Source organism: Mesorhizobium sp. YC-39 (assembly GCF_025753795.1).
In the GTDB taxonomy this organism is placed as follows: domain Bacteria; phylum Pseudomonadota; class Alphaproteobacteria; order Rhizobiales; family Rhizobiaceae; genus Mesorhizobium.
Genome location: NZ_JAOWPS010000004.1, coordinates 449,725 through 467,245, shown reverse-complemented (window position 1 = coordinate 467,245; position 17,521 = coordinate 449,725). Strand labels below are relative to the sequence as shown.

23 protein-coding genes are annotated in these 17,521 nt (G+C 61.1%); 5 read left to right on the top strand and 18 right to left on the bottom strand.

From position 1 onward, the window contains the following. Window positions 1–33: 33 nt before the first annotated feature. Window positions 34–267, bottom strand: a complete 234-nt coding sequence (locus OHD62_RS23735) for a hypothetical protein (protein WP_263787714.1) — start codon at window positions 265–267, stop codon at window positions 34–36. Between OHD62_RS23735 and OHD62_RS23730 the strand changes: the two genes are divergently transcribed. Both OHD62_RS23730 and OHD62_RS23725 read left to right on the top strand, forming a co-directional pair. Beyond that, complete coding sequence (locus OHD62_RS23730; protein ID WP_263787713.1) at window positions 266–694, top strand: hypothetical protein; 429 nt, start codon at window positions 266–268, stop codon at window positions 692–694. The two genes, OHD62_RS23735 and OHD62_RS23730, sit on opposite strands and share 2 nt — an antisense overlap. Before the next feature lie 185 nt (window positions 695–879). Then, a complete protein-coding gene (locus OHD62_RS23725; protein ID WP_263787711.1) occupies window positions 880–1,194 on the top strand; it encodes a YMGG-like glycine zipper-containing protein in 315 nt (104 codons plus the stop codon). A gap of 261 nt (window positions 1,195–1,455) precedes the next feature. Here OHD62_RS23725 and OHD62_RS23720 read toward each other — a convergent pair whose 3' ends face one another. The 7 genes from OHD62_RS23720 to OHD62_RS23690 all read right to left on the bottom strand — a co-directional run bounded on the left by OHD62_RS23720 (window position 1,456) and on the right by OHD62_RS23690 (window position 8,681). Beyond that, entirely contained in the window at window positions 1,456–1,662 is a 207-nt protein-coding gene (locus OHD62_RS23720; protein ID WP_263787710.1) for a hypothetical protein, read from the bottom strand. Next, a complete protein-coding gene (locus OHD62_RS23715; protein ID WP_263787708.1) occupies window positions 1,659–2,054 on the bottom strand; it encodes an SMI1/KNR4 family protein in 396 nt (131 codons plus the stop codon). The genes OHD62_RS23720 and OHD62_RS23715 overlap by 4 nt, the downstream gene beginning before the upstream one ends. Before the next feature lie 288 nt (window positions 2,055–2,342). Further along, window positions 2,343–2,744, bottom strand: a complete 402-nt coding sequence (locus tag OHD62_RS23710; RefSeq protein ID WP_263787706.1) for a hypothetical protein — start codon at window positions 2,742–2,744, stop codon at window positions 2,343–2,345. 352 nt (window positions 2,745–3,096) lie between these two features. After that, window positions 3,097–3,570, bottom strand: a complete 474-nt coding sequence (locus OHD62_RS23705; RefSeq protein WP_263787704.1) for a hypothetical protein — start codon at window positions 3,568–3,570, stop codon at window positions 3,097–3,099. A 2-nt stretch (window positions 3,571–3,572) separates the two neighbouring features. Continuing rightward, window positions 3,573–6,170 carry an HNH endonuclease signature motif containing protein gene (locus tag OHD62_RS23700; RefSeq protein WP_263787703.1) on the bottom strand — a complete coding sequence of 866 codons (2,598 nt, stop codon included), beginning with the start codon at window positions 6,168–6,170 and terminating at the stop codon, window positions 3,573–3,575. Window positions 6,171–6,600: 430 nt separating this feature from the next. After that, window positions 6,601–6,921 (bottom strand): hypothetical protein, encoded by a 321-nt coding sequence (locus tag OHD62_RS23695; protein ID WP_263787701.1) that lies wholly within the window; start codon window positions 6,919–6,921, stop codon window positions 6,601–6,603. Next, on the bottom strand, window positions 6,918–8,681 hold the full coding sequence (locus OHD62_RS23690) for a portal protein (protein WP_263787699.1): 1,764 nt from the start codon (window positions 8,679–8,681) through the stop codon (window positions 6,918–6,920). The genes OHD62_RS23695 and OHD62_RS23690 overlap by 4 nt, the downstream gene beginning before the upstream one ends. A gap of 317 nt (window positions 8,682–8,998) precedes the next feature. Between OHD62_RS23690 and OHD62_RS23685 the strand changes: the two genes are divergently transcribed. Further along, window positions 8,999–9,613, top strand: a complete 615-nt coding sequence (locus OHD62_RS23685) for a class I SAM-dependent methyltransferase (protein WP_263788540.1) — start codon at window positions 8,999–9,001, stop codon at window positions 9,611–9,613. A gap of 251 nt (window positions 9,614–9,864) precedes the next feature. Here the strand turns inward: OHD62_RS23685 and OHD62_RS23680 are convergent, their stop codons facing one another. From OHD62_RS23680 to OHD62_RS23645, 8 genes are all read right to left on the bottom strand, one after another. Next, window positions 9,865–10,023 (bottom strand): hypothetical protein, encoded by a 159-nt coding sequence (locus tag OHD62_RS23680; protein ID WP_263787697.1) that lies wholly within the window; start codon window positions 10,021–10,023, stop codon window positions 9,865–9,867. Further along, complete coding sequence (locus OHD62_RS23675; protein ID WP_263787695.1) at window positions 10,001–10,528, bottom strand: hypothetical protein; 528 nt, start codon at window positions 10,526–10,528, stop codon at window positions 10,001–10,003. Before OHD62_RS23675 ends, OHD62_RS23680 begins: the two co-directional genes overlap by 23 nt. A 185-nt stretch (window positions 10,529–10,713) precedes the next feature. Then, the gene (locus OHD62_RS23670) at window positions 10,714–11,367 is read right to left on the bottom strand and encodes a DUF3226 domain-containing protein (protein WP_318528627.1); all 654 of its coding nucleotides are present in this window, start codon (window positions 11,365–11,367) and stop codon (window positions 10,714–10,716) included. Beyond that, the gene (locus OHD62_RS23665; RefSeq protein ID WP_263787691.1) at window positions 11,367–12,413 is read right to left on the bottom strand and encodes an AAA family ATPase; all 1,047 of its coding nucleotides are present in this window, start codon (window positions 12,411–12,413) and stop codon (window positions 11,367–11,369) included. Before OHD62_RS23665 ends, OHD62_RS23670 begins: the two co-directional genes overlap by 1 nt. 168 nt (window positions 12,414–12,581) lie before the next feature. Continuing rightward, window positions 12,582–13,340, bottom strand: coding sequence for a terminase large subunit (locus OHD62_RS23660; protein ID WP_263787688.1), 759 nt, complete (start codon window positions 13,338–13,340; stop codon window positions 12,582–12,584). Window positions 13,341–13,615: 275 nt separating this feature from the next. After that, the gene (locus OHD62_RS23655) at window positions 13,616–14,308 is read right to left on the bottom strand and encodes a terminase large subunit domain-containing protein (RefSeq protein WP_263787686.1); all 693 of its coding nucleotides are present in this window, start codon (window positions 14,306–14,308) and stop codon (window positions 13,616–13,618) included. Then, on the bottom strand, window positions 14,250–14,666 hold the full coding sequence (locus tag OHD62_RS23650) for a hypothetical protein (RefSeq protein WP_263787684.1): 417 nt from the start codon (window positions 14,664–14,666) through the stop codon (window positions 14,250–14,252). Before OHD62_RS23650 ends, OHD62_RS23655 begins: the two co-directional genes overlap by 59 nt. A gap of 3 nt (window positions 14,667–14,669) precedes the next feature. Then, entirely contained in the window at window positions 14,670–15,068 is a 399-nt protein-coding gene (locus OHD62_RS23645) for a hypothetical protein (protein ID WP_263787682.1), read from the bottom strand. Between the two features lie 520 nt (window positions 15,069–15,588). On the opposite strand from OHD62_RS23645, the gene OHD62_RS23640 reads away from it, so the two are divergent. Both OHD62_RS23640 and OHD62_RS23635 read left to right on the top strand, forming a co-directional pair. Further along, a complete protein-coding gene (locus tag OHD62_RS23640; RefSeq protein ID WP_263787680.1) occupies window positions 15,589–15,894 on the top strand; it encodes a hypothetical protein in 306 nt (101 codons plus the stop codon). A gap of 75 nt (window positions 15,895–15,969) precedes the next feature. Beyond that, the gene (locus tag OHD62_RS23635) at window positions 15,970–16,140 is read left to right on the top strand and encodes a hypothetical protein (protein ID WP_263787678.1); all 171 of its coding nucleotides are present in this window, start codon (window positions 15,970–15,972) and stop codon (window positions 16,138–16,140) included. Window positions 16,141–16,204: 64 nt separating this feature from the next. Here the strand turns inward: OHD62_RS23635 and OHD62_RS23630 are convergent, their stop codons facing one another. Beyond that, on the bottom strand, window positions 16,205–16,618 hold the full coding sequence (locus tag OHD62_RS23630; protein WP_263787676.1) for a DoxX family protein: 414 nt from the start codon (window positions 16,616–16,618) through the stop codon (window positions 16,205–16,207). A gap of 102 nt (window positions 16,619–16,720) precedes the next feature. Then, window positions 16,721–17,473 (bottom strand): tryptophan 2,3-dioxygenase family protein, encoded by a 753-nt coding sequence (locus OHD62_RS23625; protein ID WP_263787674.1) that lies wholly within the window; start codon window positions 17,471–17,473, stop codon window positions 16,721–16,723. Between the last annotated feature and the right edge of the window lie 48 nt (window positions 17,474–17,521).

Genomic DNA, 17,521 nt, shown 5'->3' with positions numbered 1-17,521 from the left:
CGACATCTCCCCCTCGAGGGGGGAGATTAGCGCCTAGACATTATCCCCCCAGTTCTCCCACAGCAGCGTGATCGTGCCCGTCACGGCAATCGTGCCGTCGGCGTCGATATCGGTGCCGGTGGCGAAGGCGAGGTTGAGATAGAGGTCCACCGGCGTCGTCGTGCCGTCGAGCGTCGCCGCCGCGGCGACATCTGCGGTCGAGGCGCTGGACAATGCAGCACCGGCGCCGTCCAGCGTGCGGCCGGTGGCCGCCAGCACATTGACCATGGTGGAGGGCGAGCGTCGCGCTCGACGCCGCCGCCGAACCGAGCGACCAGGTCAGTGCCGCATTGTCGTTGATGGTCGAGGCACGCGTGGTCAGCACCGCGAACTGCAATCTGGCGGTGCCGCCCTTGATGCGCACCTTGCCGTCGAGGAAGTCGAAAATCTTCTGGCTGGCATAGGCCTGCGCATCGGCAACCGGAACCTGCATGGCATTGAACGAAAACACTGTGCGGAAGGCGCCGCCCTGCCCGCTCGTCCTGGCGGAAAGCCCGGCCTTGGGCGGGGCAAGGCCCGCCTCGCGGGCGGCGGCGCGCGACAGCATCCGGGGAAGACCTCGGGTCATGGCATTTCTCCATTCTTGGGGGGAATTTGGGTGTTATCGGCTCAGCCGGCCGTCGCCGGCGGCTGGTTGTTGAGCCATCAAGGCTGAATCATTTTGACAGCAAGCAGCTCTATCGCCTTGTTCGAAGGCGTCTTTCGGCGCGACACCCCATCAACGCACGAGAAACCATGTCTCATTTCGTGAGGCCGGACGCCGCCGTTCCGCCGCAATGCGACCGCACTTGGCAAAATCAGCCAGTGTATTAGTTCATTGACTTCAAAGGAGTACCGCAAATGACCATATACAAAGCCATTGCCGCCGTGCTGGTGACTGCCGCGCTGGCAGGGTGCGCGCAGACCGAGGGGCAGCAGCGAGCCGGAACCGGCGCACTGATCGGCGGCGCCGGCGGCGCTCTCGTCGGCCAGGCCATCGGCGGCAACACCAAGAGCACCGTCATCGGCGCGGCCAGCGGCGCCCTTTTGGGCGCGGTCGTCGGCTCGGCCACCACGCCGCAGCGCCGTGGCGAACAGCTCTGCCGCTACCAGGACCGCTACGGCCGCATCTACACCGCGCCCTGCGACGACCGTTATTACAACGGCGATTATTAATCGTTAGCCCCTTCTCCCCGTCATTAGACGGGGAGAAGGTCCCGGCAGGGGGATGAGGGGCAGCGCCAGGTTTCAGAATACTGACACGACCCCTTACCCTCGGAGCAGTTCCGCGCTATCGTGGGGCAAATTATAACTGTCCCGCGGCCTGCTGCGCGTATAGAGATCCTGCCCGCCCGAGGTCAGGCCCGCTTTGGCTGCCTCCGCTGGCACCAATGCCCTCTCCGGCTGAGGCGCAACCATTGCAGTGCTCCTTGCACCCTATTCCCCGTTTCGTCCCGCCTTTTCCAGTGCCGCCTTACGCTGAATTTCGATAGTTCGATTCCAGTAGCGCACAGCTTCAAAATGCTCTTGTCTGGTCAGCCAGGTCTTGTTCTCCATACTGACTGGATCGCCGCCAACCGCAATCGGTGTGAGCTCGAACAGTTCCATGCCCTTGGAGCGCGAATTTGTATCTTGGTCGCTCATTTCCAGTCCTCCAGCCGAGCAAATAGATCGGCGAGGTCTCGCGCTATCGGCTCTGCGGATTGCCGTTCCATAAATATAAACGGGATGCGCACGATTGGCATTTCCACATCGTCGGTGTCGAAGCCATAGGCTTCACCTCCTCCGTTCGATGCGAACAAGATGATGCCTGGCGCATATTTTTCAACCTCATATTCTCGATTGAAGTCTACCAACTCTTCGGCTTTGAAAAGAATTATATAGCTGTCGCCGATGAAGCCTTCACCTCCATTATGCTCCCTAAGGAAGTTGGTGTAATCCTTGGGCAGCGTCACTCCCAAGTTTGCGGACAGGTCATCGACAACTGCGGCTTCAGCCGGAGCGTCGAGCTGTCCCTCAGTTAAACTATATCCCACTGCTATTCTCCCAGGTCTTCAGCAACTGGTTCCGCCAGGGCGTAACCTGCTGCTGATGAACATCGCGAGGCAGAACGACTTTGTTGGAGGATTCGATCGGACTGCCGCCAAACTTCACTGGATTGATTTCATGCATATCCACGGACCGGCCGACAAGCCCTTGGACAGCGGCACGGACTGGGGGTCTCAGTACCCCAAGTGTTCCTGCGCGGCGACAGACATGGCTATTGCCTGGTCATAGGCGTCTTGTCATAGCCATTGGATCATTCGAAAGGCCCAATTCAGTTGTTATTCGCCGTCGTAAGGCTCGACTATCGCAAACGGAATGTCCAACGTTTCAAGCAGGTCAAGAATGCGTTCCGAAATGACCAGCCGATAGGGTACTGCGATCCCGAAGTCGTCGCGCCCGGCCTTCCCATCCACTTTCAGCCAGACAAACGGCGGAACTTCCTGCCCAGGTTGACCCTCGTGAAACTCTTCGGAGGTTGTCACTTCGACGTCGGCGAATGTCGCACCTGAGAAGTCCATCTTCCGCAGCGCGCGCTGGGTTTCTTCGGTGACGAGGAAACAAGGAAACGTCGTAACGATTACGTCACCAAACCAGCCATCCACCTCGTAGTGAAGCTTGGTGACGATCGGCGGATGGACGCTCGAGTCGAGAACAGTGTTTTCGCCAAGCCCGCCAGCCACGTTCGGCCGTATTCTAAAATATTGCATCACTCACCTATTGGAGGATTGGACAGATAAAATTAATTCCATTCGTATCGGAAAACAGTCTTGTGCAAAAGATTATCCAATCCTTTAGGAATCCCTCGGAGGTTCTGAAGTGAGTGCATCTCACCTTCGGTAACAAGATCAGCATATCCGTTCAAAATCTGCCGGTCTGTAGCGTGATGGAAGAAAACGTCACCTTCCAGTTTCAGGTTCGCATCCAGAAATGTTTTGCGGTAATTTTTCGACGCAGCCTTGCCAACGGTACTCCCGCCTCTACTTGTTTAGTTCGACGTCTTCACCGCAGTTCCAGTTTGCCGCGATCTCCGAATTACCTTTTAAGCTCTGGCAGGATCTTCTCGTCGAGGAATTTGAGACGACTAGCCAGAATTTCAGCATTGGCGGGATTGGCGTCAACGTTGACTGGGATCAACTTCGCCACCGACTTCCCCTGACGCGCCGCCTCGACCCACTCCTCAAGGGCACCGATATAACCATCAACGGCCTCGAAGGGGGTCCTCGCGTCGTCAGCAGCAATATATGCTGGCGGCACGTCACCGACGATCACCCATATCCATTGACTCACGTCCGGTCGTCCGGGCTCTATCTCGAAGAGGAAGATGTAGATTATTCCTTCGGCGCCGTATCCGAGATACTCGCCTTTGATAGCCGACACCCAGTTGTAGAATTCGAGATACTGCCGTGCCTCGATCCGGGCAGAATCAAGGTCATCTTCTCCCGTGCTAATGTTGGCCGGAGGCAGACGCGTGACGCTGCTTAAGTCTGGTTTGGCATTGTGTTCCATGGCTAGCTCCCTTGCCATCTTAGTTTACCCCAGCGCACGAAATCTCCCGCATCTTGATGCCGTTTTATATGTTCGAGCCTGGTACGAGGTCGAATGTTTAATACGTGATCTGGTCCACCGTCAGCCAGTGGAATTTCATGGGAAACATCCATGTTCCTGCCCGTGGCTGGGTCCTTAGGCCAAGACTGACCGTGCATCTGTTCCCATTCCTTCCGCAGAGCTTTATTGGTCTTGTAACGTCCCCGATGAATCCAGCTAAAGGCACCCGTCTCAATATTCTCAGCGGCCAGACCATCAACGGCGGGAGTATCGCCTGTCGATTCCGTAATTTGCCTCGTCGAATCGCGGGCGCTTTCGCTCGTCGCTCTGGAAGCCTCGGATGTGAGCGAACCCTCAGACGCGCTTGAACTAGCGGGATGAGATCCCTCAGCAATTGTCGCCGTTACCTTCCGGCCAATCGCGCCGAGCCCCTCCGCAAGAGCATTGCCGCCTGCACCGAAAAGCGCGCCGGCGCCCATCTCGCGAACAATGTCCCGGCCATTAAGCGCAGCATCGACGCCGCCGAACACCGCGCCGTCGGCAGCCATTCCAGCGCTTCGTGCGAAGAGACCCGGCAGGCCCTTCAGACCCTCCGCTCCGAGCTTTCCCGTGAAAGTAACGCCCGCACTCTGAAGGCCATGACCGGTGACGAAGGCGCCGAGTAACTTCGCGGCTGTGGCAGCCGACCCGGCACGATCCTCCGCGTCCTCGCTTTCGGCTTGCTCGGCTGCGAGCAACTCGTTGTAACTCTTGTCGGAGAAAAGCCAGTTCATCCCGGCGGCGAACTTGTCGGCCTGATCGAATGTTGCGCCGTTGGCAATGAGCCTGACGTCGTCGTTCAAAGCGGCTAATGGCTTTTGCCACCATGAGCCGGCATCGAACCGCACCCGGGCGGGATGCTGAGCCATCTCGATCAATTCGGCCTGGAGAGCTTTTCCCTGGGCTTCAAGCTCCGCCGGCGTGATCTTCGGGTTGTTTGCCGTGTTTTGGCGCAGTTGAACCAAGGCGAACTGGAAAACCTGTCCGGCCAAGGCGAAGCGCGCCTCCGGGTCGCGCACTGCCTTTAGGATGTCACTCAGTTCGATGATGCGCTGCTGCAGCGGCACGCGCTCATCGACGTATCTTGCGCCAAGGCTGCCCGAGAGCGCCTGCGGGACGGCCAAAACCTTGCTGAAACCCATCTGCTGTTGGGCAGCCCTGGCCCAGGTGATGGCGGCCTGGAAATCCTGAGGCGTTGAGACCTTGCTCCAGTCCGGAGCCTTGCCGGGAAACAGTTGGCTGACGTAAGCGACTGGATCGGCGTCGCGGGCGCCCATGACCAACTGGGCAGCGCCGGCCCTTACTTCATACCGTTCACGCTCTTCCGGCGAGCCGTTGGGTCCAGGTTCGAAATCCCGGAGCTCGGCATGTATCGCCTGGTTCGATGCCGGATACATGTCGAAGAACGACTTGGCGACGCCGGCCGTTATCCTGAACTGATCGAAATGCTTCGCGCCGTCGGCACCATAGATATTGACGAAATCCTGGGCTGTCGGCTCCTCCTCGGGATATTTGCCCGTAGAGGCGATGACAGCCGGCGCGTTCTGCTCAGCAAGCAAGACCCTCGCACGCGCACCGATTAGTTGGGCTGCGGTAGCGTTGTTGGCCTGGTCCTTCAGCGCCGCGATATCGCTGGGCTTCAGGTAGGTGATGGCATCGAGTGGAATTGCTTTTTCGCTATCCGGCGAAGTGATCTCCCCGGACGCCTGCGCCTCCATTGGATCCGGCGTTTTTTGGCCTTTCGCCTCCGGCTTATCCTTCGCGCCGGCGGCGAGCTGCGAGCGCACCGTCTCACCCATGCCGTCGCTGGCCACCGGTCCGGCGCTCAGCATCTCGGCCGCACGACGCGGGTCCTGCGCGATCAGCGCTTCCATCCGCGTCTTTGCAGTGCTGGCACGCCAGGCGGCTTCGGCTTGCAGCCTGATCTGCGGATCGAGGTCCATCTTGGCCAGCAGATCGAGGCCGGTCTGGCGGGTGGCATCGAATGCGGCAGTGTCGTTGGGGTCGCTCTTGGCGATGGCGCTCAGCCCTTCGGCCTGAACCTCCGACAACTGGTCCTGCTCATATTGTTTGCGGCGCAGATACTGCTGCAGCGCCATGCGCTCGGAGCCTGCCGCGCGCAGCGCTTCCTTGCGCCTGGCAAGACCGGGGCGCAGCTCGGCCGGCGCCTGTTTCAGGAAGGTGTCGAACAGCGTGTCGAACTGGCCAGGCTGCAACACGCGGCCGGTGCGCGGGTCGACCTGACCGTACATGGTGTCGTGCAGCCCGGCGCCGTCGGCCGGCGTGTTGGCCACCGCGTCGGTCTCGGCCTTTGCCAACTCGTCGTTCAGCCTGCGCGCGACGATCTCGGTGTCGAAGGCCTGCCGCTGCGCCATGCGCTGCTCGTAGCGCTCCGCAACAGCCTGCCACGTGTCGCCAGGCTGCTGGACCGCCTCACCCACCGGCGAGGAGTCGGGATGTTGCACCCCATTGCCAGTATCGGGCCGGCGCTGGGCAACAGAGAAAGGGATGATGCTTACCATTGGTGAATTCCTGCCGCTGGAGCGCTTCGCCGGAGATCACGGCATGCCGGCCGCAGCGCACGCCGACCGCCGCGCTCACGGGCTTTTTCGAATTGGCGGTTTGGAGAGGCCGTGGAGTCAGATGCTGCGGGTGCACGGGACCTGGCCGCTGTCGGGACCGCTACGGCCGCTCTGGATCGAAGGCGCGACGGCCGCGACGGCTGATCTCCCCCCTCGTGGGGGAGATGTCCGGCAGGACAGAGGGGAGCGCCGTAGAGCGCCTGCTTCGACCAGCCTAGACAATGCTCCACCCATCGCGTGGAGCAGGAGGACTCGATCCCCGAGAGAGCATCTCAAGACAACACGGATAGGCAGGCGGGACAGCGCCCCCCTCTGCCCTGCCGGGCATCTCCCCCACTTGGGGGGAGATTTGCGCTTCGGCGCCGGCCCCCTACCCCTCAGCCCTCGCCGCCTTCTCCAGCGCCGCCAGCTGCGCCTCGTCCAGCGTCAAAAACCCCATAATGTGCTGCACCACTTCGGCACGCGCATTGCTCAAGGCGCTGTGCAGTTCGAAGCCGTTCGGAGTCCTGGTCCTGGCCATCCATTCGCCATAGGACGGGCGGCGGTAATAGCCGGTTGTGGCCGCGAGATCGGCCAGCACCATCTCGCCATCCTGGCCGGAAAATACCCGCAGATACGCCTTGGCAAGCGCTTCCCGAGCCTTGGCCGGACCGCCGGCCTGCGCGGAATGAGCGAAGCGTTTGCGGCTCATGCGCCGGCACCCGGTACTACCGGGCCGCCCGGCATGTCAGGCCCGGCCTGCCCACCCTGCAGCATGCCTTGCAGGCCATCCAGCAATCCGCTGTCGCGCGCCTGCACCACCGCCGGCACCGCATCCTTGGCAGCCTTCCCCGCGGTGGCGATCGCCGCCATGCCGGCCTGCGTTTGTTGGGCCTGGGCTCTCGCGCCGCGCAGACCGTCGACTTCCTCCTTGCGCCTAAAAATGCGCTGCGGGCTGCGGCCGGCGCTCTGCACGATCTTGATCGCCTCGTCGCTGTCGATATTGTCCATGACGCCGGGATCGAACTGCGCCATCTGCATGGCCGTCGTCACCACCTGGATGGTGTCGCGCGCTTCGGCCGAGCGGCGCAGCACGTCGAGCGGGCCGGTGAAAGTCGGCCGCACCGCCTTGCCGGCCAGGCTCGCCGGCGGCAGGAAGCGGCTGTCCTCGTCGTAAAGCCCCTTGTCTTCGAGAATGCCGAGCTCGCGGTCGAGATTCGCTGCAAACCCCGCCTGGATGATCGAGCCGGACGGACCGAGCAAAGCGCCCTTTTCCTCCTGCCGGATCAAGGCTTCGGTCGCCGTCATCTGCGGATTCTGCACCAGCGTCTGGAACAGGTTGACGAACATCATGTCCCGGATCTCCTCGGCCCGGCTCTCGGCGTAGTTGAACGCATAGGTCGGGTTCTGCCCGGTGGCGATCGGCGCGATCAGCGGCCGGCCATTGTCGTCGATCAGGCCGGGATAATTCTCGCCGGGATTGAGCACCGGCACATAGTCGAGCCTGGCCTTCGAGGCAGTCGCCGGATCGGTGACCTGCTGCAGCGCCCTCAGCCCCGAGCGGCGCACGGCGTTTTCCTCGCGCACCGTGGTCAGCGCCTCGATGGTCGGCGAGATGCCGTAGGGGTCGCCCTCGTAACGGCGCCAGTTGAAGGTCGACACCGGGAAGGAGCGGAAGCCGCTTTCCCTGACAATAACCTCCTCGTCCTCGATGACGTGATAGGAAGCGAAGGCCGTGTCGAGATATTGATAGCTGCCACCCAACCGATACATCCTGCGCTCGTCGCGCGGCTGGATGCACTGGATCAGCGAGATTTTCGTCTCGCATTTGGCGGGATCATCGACCAGCATCTTGATCCGCGCCGGCAACTTGTCATAGCCGAGCAATTGCGCCGCCTGCCGCGCGGTCCGCTCATAGCGGCGGTGGAAAATATCGACCTGGCCCCAGCGGTTGCGCGACAGATAGCCCTCTACCACCGGGATCGAGGCATAGCGGATCAGCGTGCCGCCGAACCCCTCCTCGGCATAGAGATAGGCCGGCCCGTAGCGCACGACATTGCGCAGGCAGGCCTGCGTCGCCGGCACGAAGTTGGAATTGGCGGAATAGCGCAGCGCAAACAGGAAATCGCGCAGGCTTTCCGCCCATTCTTTCTCCTCGTCGCTCTCCTCGTCGTTCATTTCGGCGGTCGTCAGCCCGTGCCATTTTTCCGACTGCGGGATGATCAGGCTTTCGAGCCCCGCGGCCAGCCGATTGGCGGCCGAGTTGATGGTGTTGGCGTAGACCCGGGCGCCGCGCCGCTCCTGCCGCTCGGCCTGCGAGTCCGGGCCGGATTGCCGGCGCCCGCTCCAGACATCGGGCGCGTCGGGATCGCAGAATTCGGACACGGCCTCCCAGACATGCTCGTACTGGCTGCGCTCGCTCTCCAGTTCGGCCTGTCGTGACAGGATATCGCGGGCACGGGAATCGCTCATGGTTCTGCCTCGTTGAAACTGCCAATCTCCCCCCTCGTGGGGGAGATGTCCGGCAGGACAGAGGGGGGCACTGTCCCTCCAGCCTGCAATCAATTCAGGTTGCGCCCTCGGGCATGTCCCGGTTCGACAGAGCAATGGCTGGCGTTCCTTCACGCCCCCCTCTGCCCTGCCGGGCATCTCCCCCACATGGGGGGAGATCGGACGTCGCGTCGGCCTTCGCCAATCTCAAACGTTGGCAAAGCGCTATGTCATCTTTTGCGCATTTGTCGGTGCTAGAGCGCTCATAGGCGGGGCCTTTGCAGGAGGCCAATGTGGCAATGACGGCAAGCCTACCCGGTGCCCTCAAGCGGCGCGGCAAACAGGTTGCAAAGCGGCTGATCGGCTATGATTCCCGCAACTGGCTGCGCATAAAACAGATCGAGGCGTTCACCGCGTTTCTTGAGGCGGACAATCGGAAGTCGTCTGCGGTGATCGAGGTCTCACCCGGCTGGAACCGCTACTGGAAGACGATGTGCACCAACTACACCTCGGTCGACTTCCCCGACTTCGATATCTGCAAGGACCGCACCGACCGGCAATATCAAATCGTCATCGCCGACCAGGTGCTGGAGCACGTCCAGCGTCCGCTTGCGGCGGCGCGGAATATCCACGCCATGACCCAGCCGGGCGGCTGGGCGATGGTGGCGACGCCATTCCTGTTTAGGGTGCACGCCAGACCGCACGACTATAACAGATGGACGCCAGCCGGCCTGAAGCAGGTGCTGGTGGAAGGCGGCTTCACGGAGGCCGACATTGAAGTGTTCGGCTGGGGCAACAAAGCCTGCGCCAGGGCGCATATCGGCGGCCCGGTGCGGGCTTATGGCCTGTGGCGCGATCTGAGCAACGACGAGGAATACCCGCTGATGGTCTGGGCGTTTGCGCGCAAGGCGTAATCTCCCCCCTCGAGGGGGAGATGTCGCCGAAGGCGACAGAGGGGGTCGCCGCGCGTAAAGCGCCAACCCTAGTCTGCCGCAGGAGGCCGCGCCCGGTCGCGCCGACCCCCTCTGGCCTGCCGGCCATCTCCCCCTCAAGGGGGGAGATTACGCAGCTTCACCCTCGCCGCTTCACCAATCTCGCCAGCCGCCGCCAAGTCAACCAGGGCCAGCCGCCCCGGTTGCGAAACACCCGTTTCATCGCGCCCATCTCACACCCCCAGCAACACGCGGCGCCGGCCGGCAAGATCGCCGGGCGCAAGATCGGTCTTCACCGTGCCGGCTGTGCCCTGGCGCTGCTCGAGCTCTGCCCGAAGTGCGGCCTCGCGCGCCTGCACGTCCTTGTCCTCAGCGGTCGGTGTCGGTGGCAACGGCTTCAAGGCGGGTGGTTTTTGAAACAGGCACATGGTTCCAGCTTTCTCTTGTCCAGTCGAAAAGGATGAAGGTTTCGCCGTTCCTGCCATATCCAGGCAGACGGCAGCGTTCGGCGGCGCCCAGCCGGCCAAGCCAGCGCAGCGCCAATTCATTGGCGGCCAGCGCCCGCGCCTCGACCCGCCAGGCGCCACGCGCCGCTACCTGAGGCCCGAGCACGGCGTGGAAGAAACGCGTAATCCCCGGCACGCAGCGCGTCATGCGGCGCGTGCCCCAGCTCCAGGCGATCCAGAGCCCGCCGCGCTGCTCGGCGGCGCCAAACCCGGCTTCCGGATTGCCGTCGAGCTCAGCGACATAGGCCAGCCCCTGCAGCGCCGTCAGCGCCAGCACAGCTGGCGACCAGTGGTCGAGCTGGCAGTCGATCTCGGCCCGGTCCTCGGGGCGCAGATTGGCGGCGATGTAGCTAAGGTCGCGCAAAGTGGCGGGGATGATGCGGAGGGTCATAGGGGTGGCCATGACGTGCGAATGCTAGCATAACTGGCAATCGGCGCACGTGAGCACGGGACAGCGTCCGGCAAGCTCATCTGCTACCGTCCGAAAGCAAGACAGCGCGGAGTAATTGCGCAGAAAGAGCAAAGCAGCGAATCAAGCATTGGTTCGCGACGTTACATACGCTCTCGCATCAAGCTCTAGCGATAACTTTCTAAGACATTCGCTAGCCTATCAAAAGACTTATCTTTTAACGGGATTAAGTCTTTGTGATCTTGGAACACAATCCCTAGCGGTACAAATGGGTCTGTTTTGCAGCGAGCCGCGAGATTTGATCGAAGCCACATCTCATTACGGCGAGACAGACTTTGCCAACTGTCAGCCTTTGTAACAGCTGCAAAATTGTCCACATGTGTTCCTACAGCTTTCTGAGCGTTTCTAGCTGGCGTTATACACATGGTTTCCAGATTGCCCTGTTCGTCAGTCCAAGGCACCATGACAATTTGTAAAGAAAGACTATTGGTTACCGCTTGCCTGACAAGCGGCCCCTTTGGCACATTGGCTACCCCAAGCACTGCCGCCAGCTGATTTCTTACATAGTTAAAGCTATCAGCCGGATCTTCATCGTTATCTGCAACCACTAGAAGGTGCCTAACTCTCGGCCAACCACGATCCGTTCGCAAAGCCTTAAGTTTGTCTCCAAATTTCGAATTCCCGCCGGCCGAGCCACGTTTGGGTGACGTGTCTCTAATCGAAAATATCGGCAAATTACGGATCGCTATAAGATTTCGAAAAAAGGAAATATCGCTCGGCCCCTCACATAAAAGTAGATTAGGGAGTGTAATCTCACTCACTAACGAATCTCCGTCCCATACTCGATACTAGCCTTGAGTTCGTCGCCATTGAACTGTCGGATTATACGTCGACCCGCCTCATTCTCAAGCCGCCAAATCGCGACATCGTTCAATCGATCTTGATCAGCCACAACTAAAGCCTCAAGCCATTCTTCATCATGCGTAGAAAGAAACATCTGCGAATCATTTCGGCGAGCAAGATCAAGTATTGAACTCCAAATCGGAACTTTGTGTTTATAGTATATTCCATTCTCAATTTCATCAACCAAAACTACTGATCGCTTCTCCGTTGCCATCGTCAGCATAATGGCGAGCGTTCGATTTATACCGCCAGAAATCGCATTGATTGGGCGCTTCTTACGAGTATTGGCGATGGTGCCATGCACCACTGGAAGTCCACCAATCACTTCAATGCTCAACCCACTTAAAAATGGGAACTCTTTTACAAACAGAGATACAAAATCTTCCTCAAGGCCTTCGCGGCTCAAACTAGAAAACATTTCAGCAGTTTGAGTTGCAGGGACAACCTGGTTTGCCGGAAAAAGGTGGAAATCGGGCAAGACCTCGTCACTAGCATTTAGCTGAATTCCCTGTAGCGTAATAAGGGGGAAATGTTCATGTGCCTTACCAGTAAAGTCGGTCCAGATAAAGCGTAATGGCGATCTTGTTTCTTGTTGCGACGCCGATTCCCCAGTCGGGATAAGTATCTTTCTTTCTCCACGCTCGATTGTCAGTGATCGTGATTCTGGGCCGGATCCTTCAAGGTCAATTGATATAGTTTTGGACCAATCTCCATCGAGGAAATAATCTTTCCAAATAGCCTCCTCAATCACTCTTGGGGTTCCACCAAAGTTTTGATCAAAACCACGCTGTGCCCTTAGACGAAGGCTGACTTCAAGATTGCCTGACAGAGTCAGAAATAGCGCCTCGAGAAGCGCCGTCTTACCAGCGCCATTGTCTCCGACTATCACGTTGACGCGCGCGCAATTATCTACGTGAAGGTGATCGTAGCAACGAAAGTTGCGGACATCAATTGAACGGATCATCAGTTGTCCCGATTTGGGGAAGTCTAGACTCATACCTTACCCCTATGCGCGCGTCGAGCGGGTACGCTAATCAAAGCATCTGGCCGCATCCTGATGGCAATTCGCACCCGCGCATAACATCTGCATTTTCATCAAGAGCTGAGGATCGTCCACTTCGGTCTCCAGCCCTCACCTGAAAGCCCCCAGCGGATCACTCTGCCCCGCCGACCGTCTGCGCTCTGCCTTGAACTCCGCCGGATCCACCACCGCCTCCCTCAGCATCATCACGCCATAGCGCGTCGCCGCCATCAGATCGTCGCGCAGCTTCACCACCTGCCCGTCCCTGCGGTGATAGAGCCGGAACTCCTCGAACCAGGGCAAAAGCGTCGAGAACACCTTGAAGCGGCCGGACTGCATGCGGTCGAGCATCTCCATCAGCCCGGCCTCGACCGAGACCGAGCCGTCCGGGAATTGCGCATGGCGGCTCAGCATGTTCAGCCCATGCGCTGCATATTGTTTGGCCAGCGCCACACCGGCGCCTTCCAGCGTCTCGCGGCGGCCGTCGCGCGGCCAGGCCCAGGGCAGCCATTCGCCCCACGGTTTCAAGGTCAGCGCCTGCATGGCCGGCGTCTGCTGCGATGCGCGGCAGGCTTTCGAGACATAGACGACATCGGCCTCCGTATCCCAGGCGAGCTCGACGGCGGCCGACGGATGATCCCAGCCAAAATCGAGCGCGCCGAGCCGTGGCCAGTAGCGCGGCAGCCGGAACGGCTCGCAGGCGATCAGCTCCTCGGCAATCGGAAAGATGCGGCCGGAGCCCAGCACCGGAATGCCCTTGGCGCGCGCCTCGCGCTCATGCGCGGGATAGGCGGCGACGATCGCCGCGCGTTGCTCGGGCGAATAATGCCCGGCATCGTCGATGGTCATGAAGGTGACGTGACGGGTCATTGACGGGGCTTTTCGGCTTGAATCAATTTAGCAGGTGCACGGCGCAACGTGTTGTTTGGGCGAGAGCTTTGAAAGCCTGGGGTCCTCGCTCCCACGAAAGTGGGAGAGGTGGCTCGGCGAAACCGAGACGGAGAGGGGGACGCGCGGTCGTACAGAATGCGTGGTTGAAGGCGGCATGTTTATTGGCCGGCGCCCTACGAAGGCCCCCTTTCCGACCACTGCGCGGCCACCTCTCCCCCGCTTCGCGCGGGGCGAGGAACCCAAGTCCTGCAAGGTCACCCCTTCCCCATCCGCTCCACCTCTTCTGCCGTCAGGAACAACAGCACCACATCCGACATGCCGAGCAGCGGCGTAAACGTGACCATGGTGATGCCGCCCGTCGCGTTGGTGCGGGTCAGGCCTTCGGAATAGATGTCGAGCGGCGGTTCCTCGTCGAACCAGACGCCGTGCAGCGTCTCGCCCTGCCATTTCTCACGGCCCTTTTCAAAACTCTTGAACGACAGCACGGATTCGCCGGCCTGCACATCGCCGCCACCGCCATGGCGCACCACGACGCTGTCGAGCGCACCGGGAGCATTGCGCCCCATGATGGTGTGGACAATGGCGTCGGCGGGGATCATGCCGGTGCCCCATTCCGCCGGCTGCTGTGGCGGGCCAACCAGGATACGCTGCGGGTTGTCGCGCGTGCCCTCGCCGGTGACGCCGGCCGCCCACAGCCGCACCGGCGTGTCGAACACCTTGCCTTGCCACCACTTGGGATAGCGGCCGGTGAGATGCATGGCCCATTCGGCGCCACCGGCCCTGGTCTTGCCGAGTTGGTTGCCGGCCATGAACAGGCGCTCGCGATGGGTCGCGCCTGCCGCATGGAACGCGGCCTGCCTGGGATAGGGCTGGTAGGCGGCAAGCTGGTTAGTGCGGCGCCTGCGGTCCAACTCCTTGAGCAGGCTGAGATATTCCTTCTTCGCCACGGCCGGGCTCTTCGAGGCCAAGCTTTTCAAGGCCCGGTCTTTCCCGGAGGAATGGCCGCAGGACGGCTTCGAGGCCGCGGATGCGCTGCCTGATTTCGTCATCGCTCAATGCATCCAGACTGTTGGTGTCGACATGCAGATCCCCTGGGGACCCCTTGGGCAGCACCGACAGCACGATCTTCAGATACTGGTCGGGCTTTTCGGTGCGAACCTTGGCGATAACCCCGGCGCCATGCGCGCGGAAATCGGCGCGCACGGCGACCAGGAAATCATCGCCCAGCGTCTTCTTCGCCCGCTTCGGGCGGCCGGAGGATTTGGCCCCCGGCGCGGCCAGCGGATCGTCGGTGACCTCCGCCATATCCTACTCCGCAGCCTCGGCGAGCCCCGGCATCTCGGGCTTCCTCGCCGTATTGGCCCTCGCCGTTGTCTTGCGTACAGGCTTCTTGCGCGTCCTCTTGCTGCCGCGCGGCTTCGCCTTTGCCTTGGCCCGTGCTGCATCGGACGTCACAGCCTCGGGCAAGGCTTTCAACTTCGCCCGGACCAGGCCCACCGCACTGCCACTGACACCCGCCTGCGGAAACCCGAAGCCGCCAACCGCATCAACCGGACCGCCCCGCACCATGCCGATCAGCACGCCGGCCGGCACCGCTTCGAAATGGCCGACGCGCCCTTTCGGCACGGCGCCTTCGAACTGGCCAATGGCGCTGACGACCTCGCGGCCGTCATCGTCGGTGATGATGGTGGCGTAGCGGCTGGACATGGGAATCTCTTGGAGGTGTCGTGTTCGTTACGGAAACGCCGCGATCCTTCGCGCCCCCCTCTGTCCTGCCGGACATCTCCCCCACTTGGGGGGAGATTGGCAGCTTCGCCGATGGCACACCCTTTGCAAGGTTGGCGATTGGCGAAATCAGGGATGACGGCCGATCTCCCTCCTTGTGGGGGAGATGTCCGGCAGGACAGAGGGGGGCGCTGTCCCGCCCGCGTTTCAGGTCAGCTGCAATGGCGCTTTCGTCGGATGGGATCGGCCAGAAAACAAAAAACCCGCCTCGGTGGCGGGTCGCTGGCGCAAATCAGCACCATGCCCAAATCAATAGCATAGCTGCCCTCACGAGGTCAAGGAAAAAAATCCTAGATCGAGGGGCAGTTCGGCGCGAACGTCCTCGAAGCGTCCGATCCACGCGCCGCCATCCCGGATCGGAACCGACGCTCGCGCGTTTGATGCTTGAAGCAAGTCGCCAAAGCGCGGAACGTCACGCGTTTGGCCAATGGGAGCAACAGCCATGAACGTCGCCAATCTGCAGCTCGAGGGCCTCCTGATGGCCGTCGCATCGATCAACCAGGTGCTGGTCCGCAAGGGCGTGCTGACGGTCGAGGAGATCGACATAGCGCTACGCAAGGCCGAAGCCAGCGAGACCGGCGAGGAACGGTCCAACGGCATGTCGGCGTCGAGCCGCGACGCCGTCAATTTCCCGATCCGGCTGCTGGAGCTGGCCAACCAGTGCCAGCCGGAGACCGACATGCCGTCCTTCTCGAAGCTGGCGCGCATGGTCGGCCAGATCAAGGAACCCTATAACGACCAGATGTGACGCGGCGAGCACCGCATCGGGGACGATGGCTTGCCCAGCCCCGCGCCTTCGAAGATCGAGAAGCGACGGCCGCTCATGCTGTGGCTGATCGACGAATGGCCGGCAGGACTACGGCGTGAAACCAAGCACGGCCATGAACGACAATCCCGCAACCAGGCCAACGGCGACAACGACTCCGAAATGCCGTTCCAGGAACCTGGAGGCCCTTGGCCGATTGTGCCGCATTTTTTTGAAAACTCCCGCTAGCAGTCAAACTGGGGCGGAATGTCCTGATGTCAAGGAGCTGCGATCCAACTCCCTGATCGGGGAATCACCCCCTGCCGAGTTTCGAAGCCAGCACATTGCCCGGCCCGTGCACGGCGGCAAATAACAGCCCGGCCAGGAACGTGAAATGGTCGACGAAGAAGCCGAACTCGGCCTGGTTGCCGGCCCAGTGCGACGGCCCGTGAAAAGCAAAGCCGAGGAAGATGACGTAGACGCCGGCGACGAGCGCGGCCGGTGTGAAGAAAGCGCCGGTCAGGAAGCATATGACCAGCACGGCCTCGAGCAGCGCCGCGCACCAGGCCAGGAACAGCGGGAACGGAAAGCCGGCCGAGGCGATGTAGCCAGCGGTCGCCCCCATATCCATGACCTTGAAGGCCACCGCCATCAGGAAGACGGCGGCGAAGATCAGCCGGGCGATGAGTATGGCTGCGGTCTGCCACGGCGATTGAACTGATACCATGATGTCCCTCCAGGGTTGGCTGCGGTTTCGCCCCAAGGACGGGCAAAGCGCGGCGGTTCCGACATCGGATTGGAAATAGTTTTGGCTGGCGAAGTGGCAAGCCTACCCCGCCTTCGCCTCAGGATGGCTGATCGGCTGCCTTACCGTTCCATACTCGGCGCCCCAGCGGTCGGTCATGGCGCAGCGTATGTCCCACAGTTCCGGGAAGAAACGGTGGCGGGCGCCGGCCTCAAGCAGTTCGACCGGGCGACCTTTCAGCGATTTCGAGCCGAGCCCGATCGAGCGGTGGATGAGCTGGAGATGGTTGGCGCGGAATTTCTGGAACAGCTCATCGAATTCGATCAGCGCCTCGGCCACGACATAGCTGTCGCCGTGGTCGTAGCTGGAATCATAGACGTCCTCGACGCTCAGCCCGCGGCCGTCGAGATAGGATGCCTTGAAGGCTCGCCACAGATCCGGCGGCATGCGCAGCAACAGCTTGAAGCCCGGCGATTCCTGGCCACTGCCATTGCCGAGCTGCAGCCGGATCTCTTGATACTCCTTGGGCGACATGGTCTCTAACAGGTCGAGCTGCGCCGTCATCATGCGCATCAGCCGGTGCACGCGCCCCATCAGCGTGACGATGCGATGGGTGTTCTGCCGCTCGAGGAAATCGACGACATCGACCAGCGTGTAGGTGATGAGCTTCATCCACAGCTCCTCGACCTGGTGCACGATCTGGAACTGCAACTCATCCGCGTTGACCATCTCGGCCAGAGGCTTCTGGCAGGCCAGCAGCCTGTCGCATTTGAGATAGACGCCGTAGTCGCGCATCTCGGGCGCTTCGATGCGGGCATAATAGTCCGGCTTGTGCATGATTTTTCTCCCTGCCCGGCCTAGGGGCTCATCTGTTCGATCCGAACC

Coding starts and splice junctions, on each gene's coding strand:
- OHD62_RS23720 (WP_263787710.1), bottom strand. CDS start 1,662: ATGAGCGACCAAGATACAAATTCGCGCTCCAAGGGCATGGAACTGTTC.
- OHD62_RS23660 (WP_263787688.1), bottom strand. CDS start 13,340: ATGACCCGTCACGTCACCTTCATGACCATCGACGATGCCGGGCATTAT.
- OHD62_RS23705 (WP_263787704.1), bottom strand. CDS start 3,570: ATGGAACACAATGCCAAACCAGACTTAAGCAGCGTCACGCGTCTGCCT.
- OHD62_RS23695 (WP_263787701.1), bottom strand. CDS start 6,921: ATGAGCCGCAAACGCTTCGCTCATTCCGCGCAGGCCGGCGGTCCGGCC.
- OHD62_RS23690 (WP_263787699.1), bottom strand. CDS start 8,681: ATGAGCGATTCCCGTGCCCGCGATATCCTGTCACGACAGGCCGAACTG.
- OHD62_RS23700 (WP_263787703.1), bottom strand. CDS start 6,170: ATGGTAAGCATCATCCCTTTCTCTGTTGCCCAGCGCCGGCCCGATACT.
- OHD62_RS23635 (WP_263787678.1), top strand. CDS start 15,970: ATGCTGTGGCTGATCGACGAATGGCCGGCAGGACTACGGCGTGAAACC.
- OHD62_RS23730 (WP_263787713.1), top strand. CDS start 266: ATGGTGGAGGGCGAGCGTCGCGCTCGACGCCGCCGCCGAACCGAGCGA.
- OHD62_RS23645 (WP_263787682.1), bottom strand. CDS start 15,068: ATGTCCAGCCGCTACGCCACCATCATCACCGACGATGACGGCCGCGAG.
- OHD62_RS23665 (WP_263787691.1), bottom strand. CDS start 12,413: ATGATCCGTTCAATTGATGTCCGCAACTTTCGTTGCTACGATCACCTT.
- OHD62_RS23625 (WP_263787674.1), bottom strand. CDS start 17,473: ATGCACAAGCCGGACTATTATGCCCGCATCGAAGCGCCCGAGATGCGC.
- OHD62_RS23685 (WP_263788540.1), top strand. CDS start 8,999: ATGACGGCAAGCCTACCCGGTGCCCTCAAGCGGCGCGGCAAACAGGTT.
- OHD62_RS23640 (WP_263787680.1), top strand. CDS start 15,589: ATGAACGTCGCCAATCTGCAGCTCGAGGGCCTCCTGATGGCCGTCGCA.
- OHD62_RS23650 (WP_263787684.1), bottom strand. CDS start 14,666: ATGGCGGAGGTCACCGACGATCCGCTGGCCGCGCCGGGGGCCAAATCC.
- OHD62_RS23630 (WP_263787676.1), bottom strand. CDS start 16,618: ATGGTATCAGTTCAATCGCCGTGGCAGACCGCAGCCATACTCATCGCC.
- OHD62_RS23735 (WP_263787714.1), bottom strand. CDS start 267: ATGGTCAATGTGCTGGCGGCCACCGGCCGCACGCTGGACGGCGCCGGT.
- OHD62_RS23675 (WP_263787695.1), bottom strand. CDS start 10,528: ATGACCCTCCGCATCATCCCCGCCACTTTGCGCGACCTTAGCTACATC.
- OHD62_RS23725 (WP_263787711.1), top strand. CDS start 880: ATGACCATATACAAAGCCATTGCCGCCGTGCTGGTGACTGCCGCGCTG.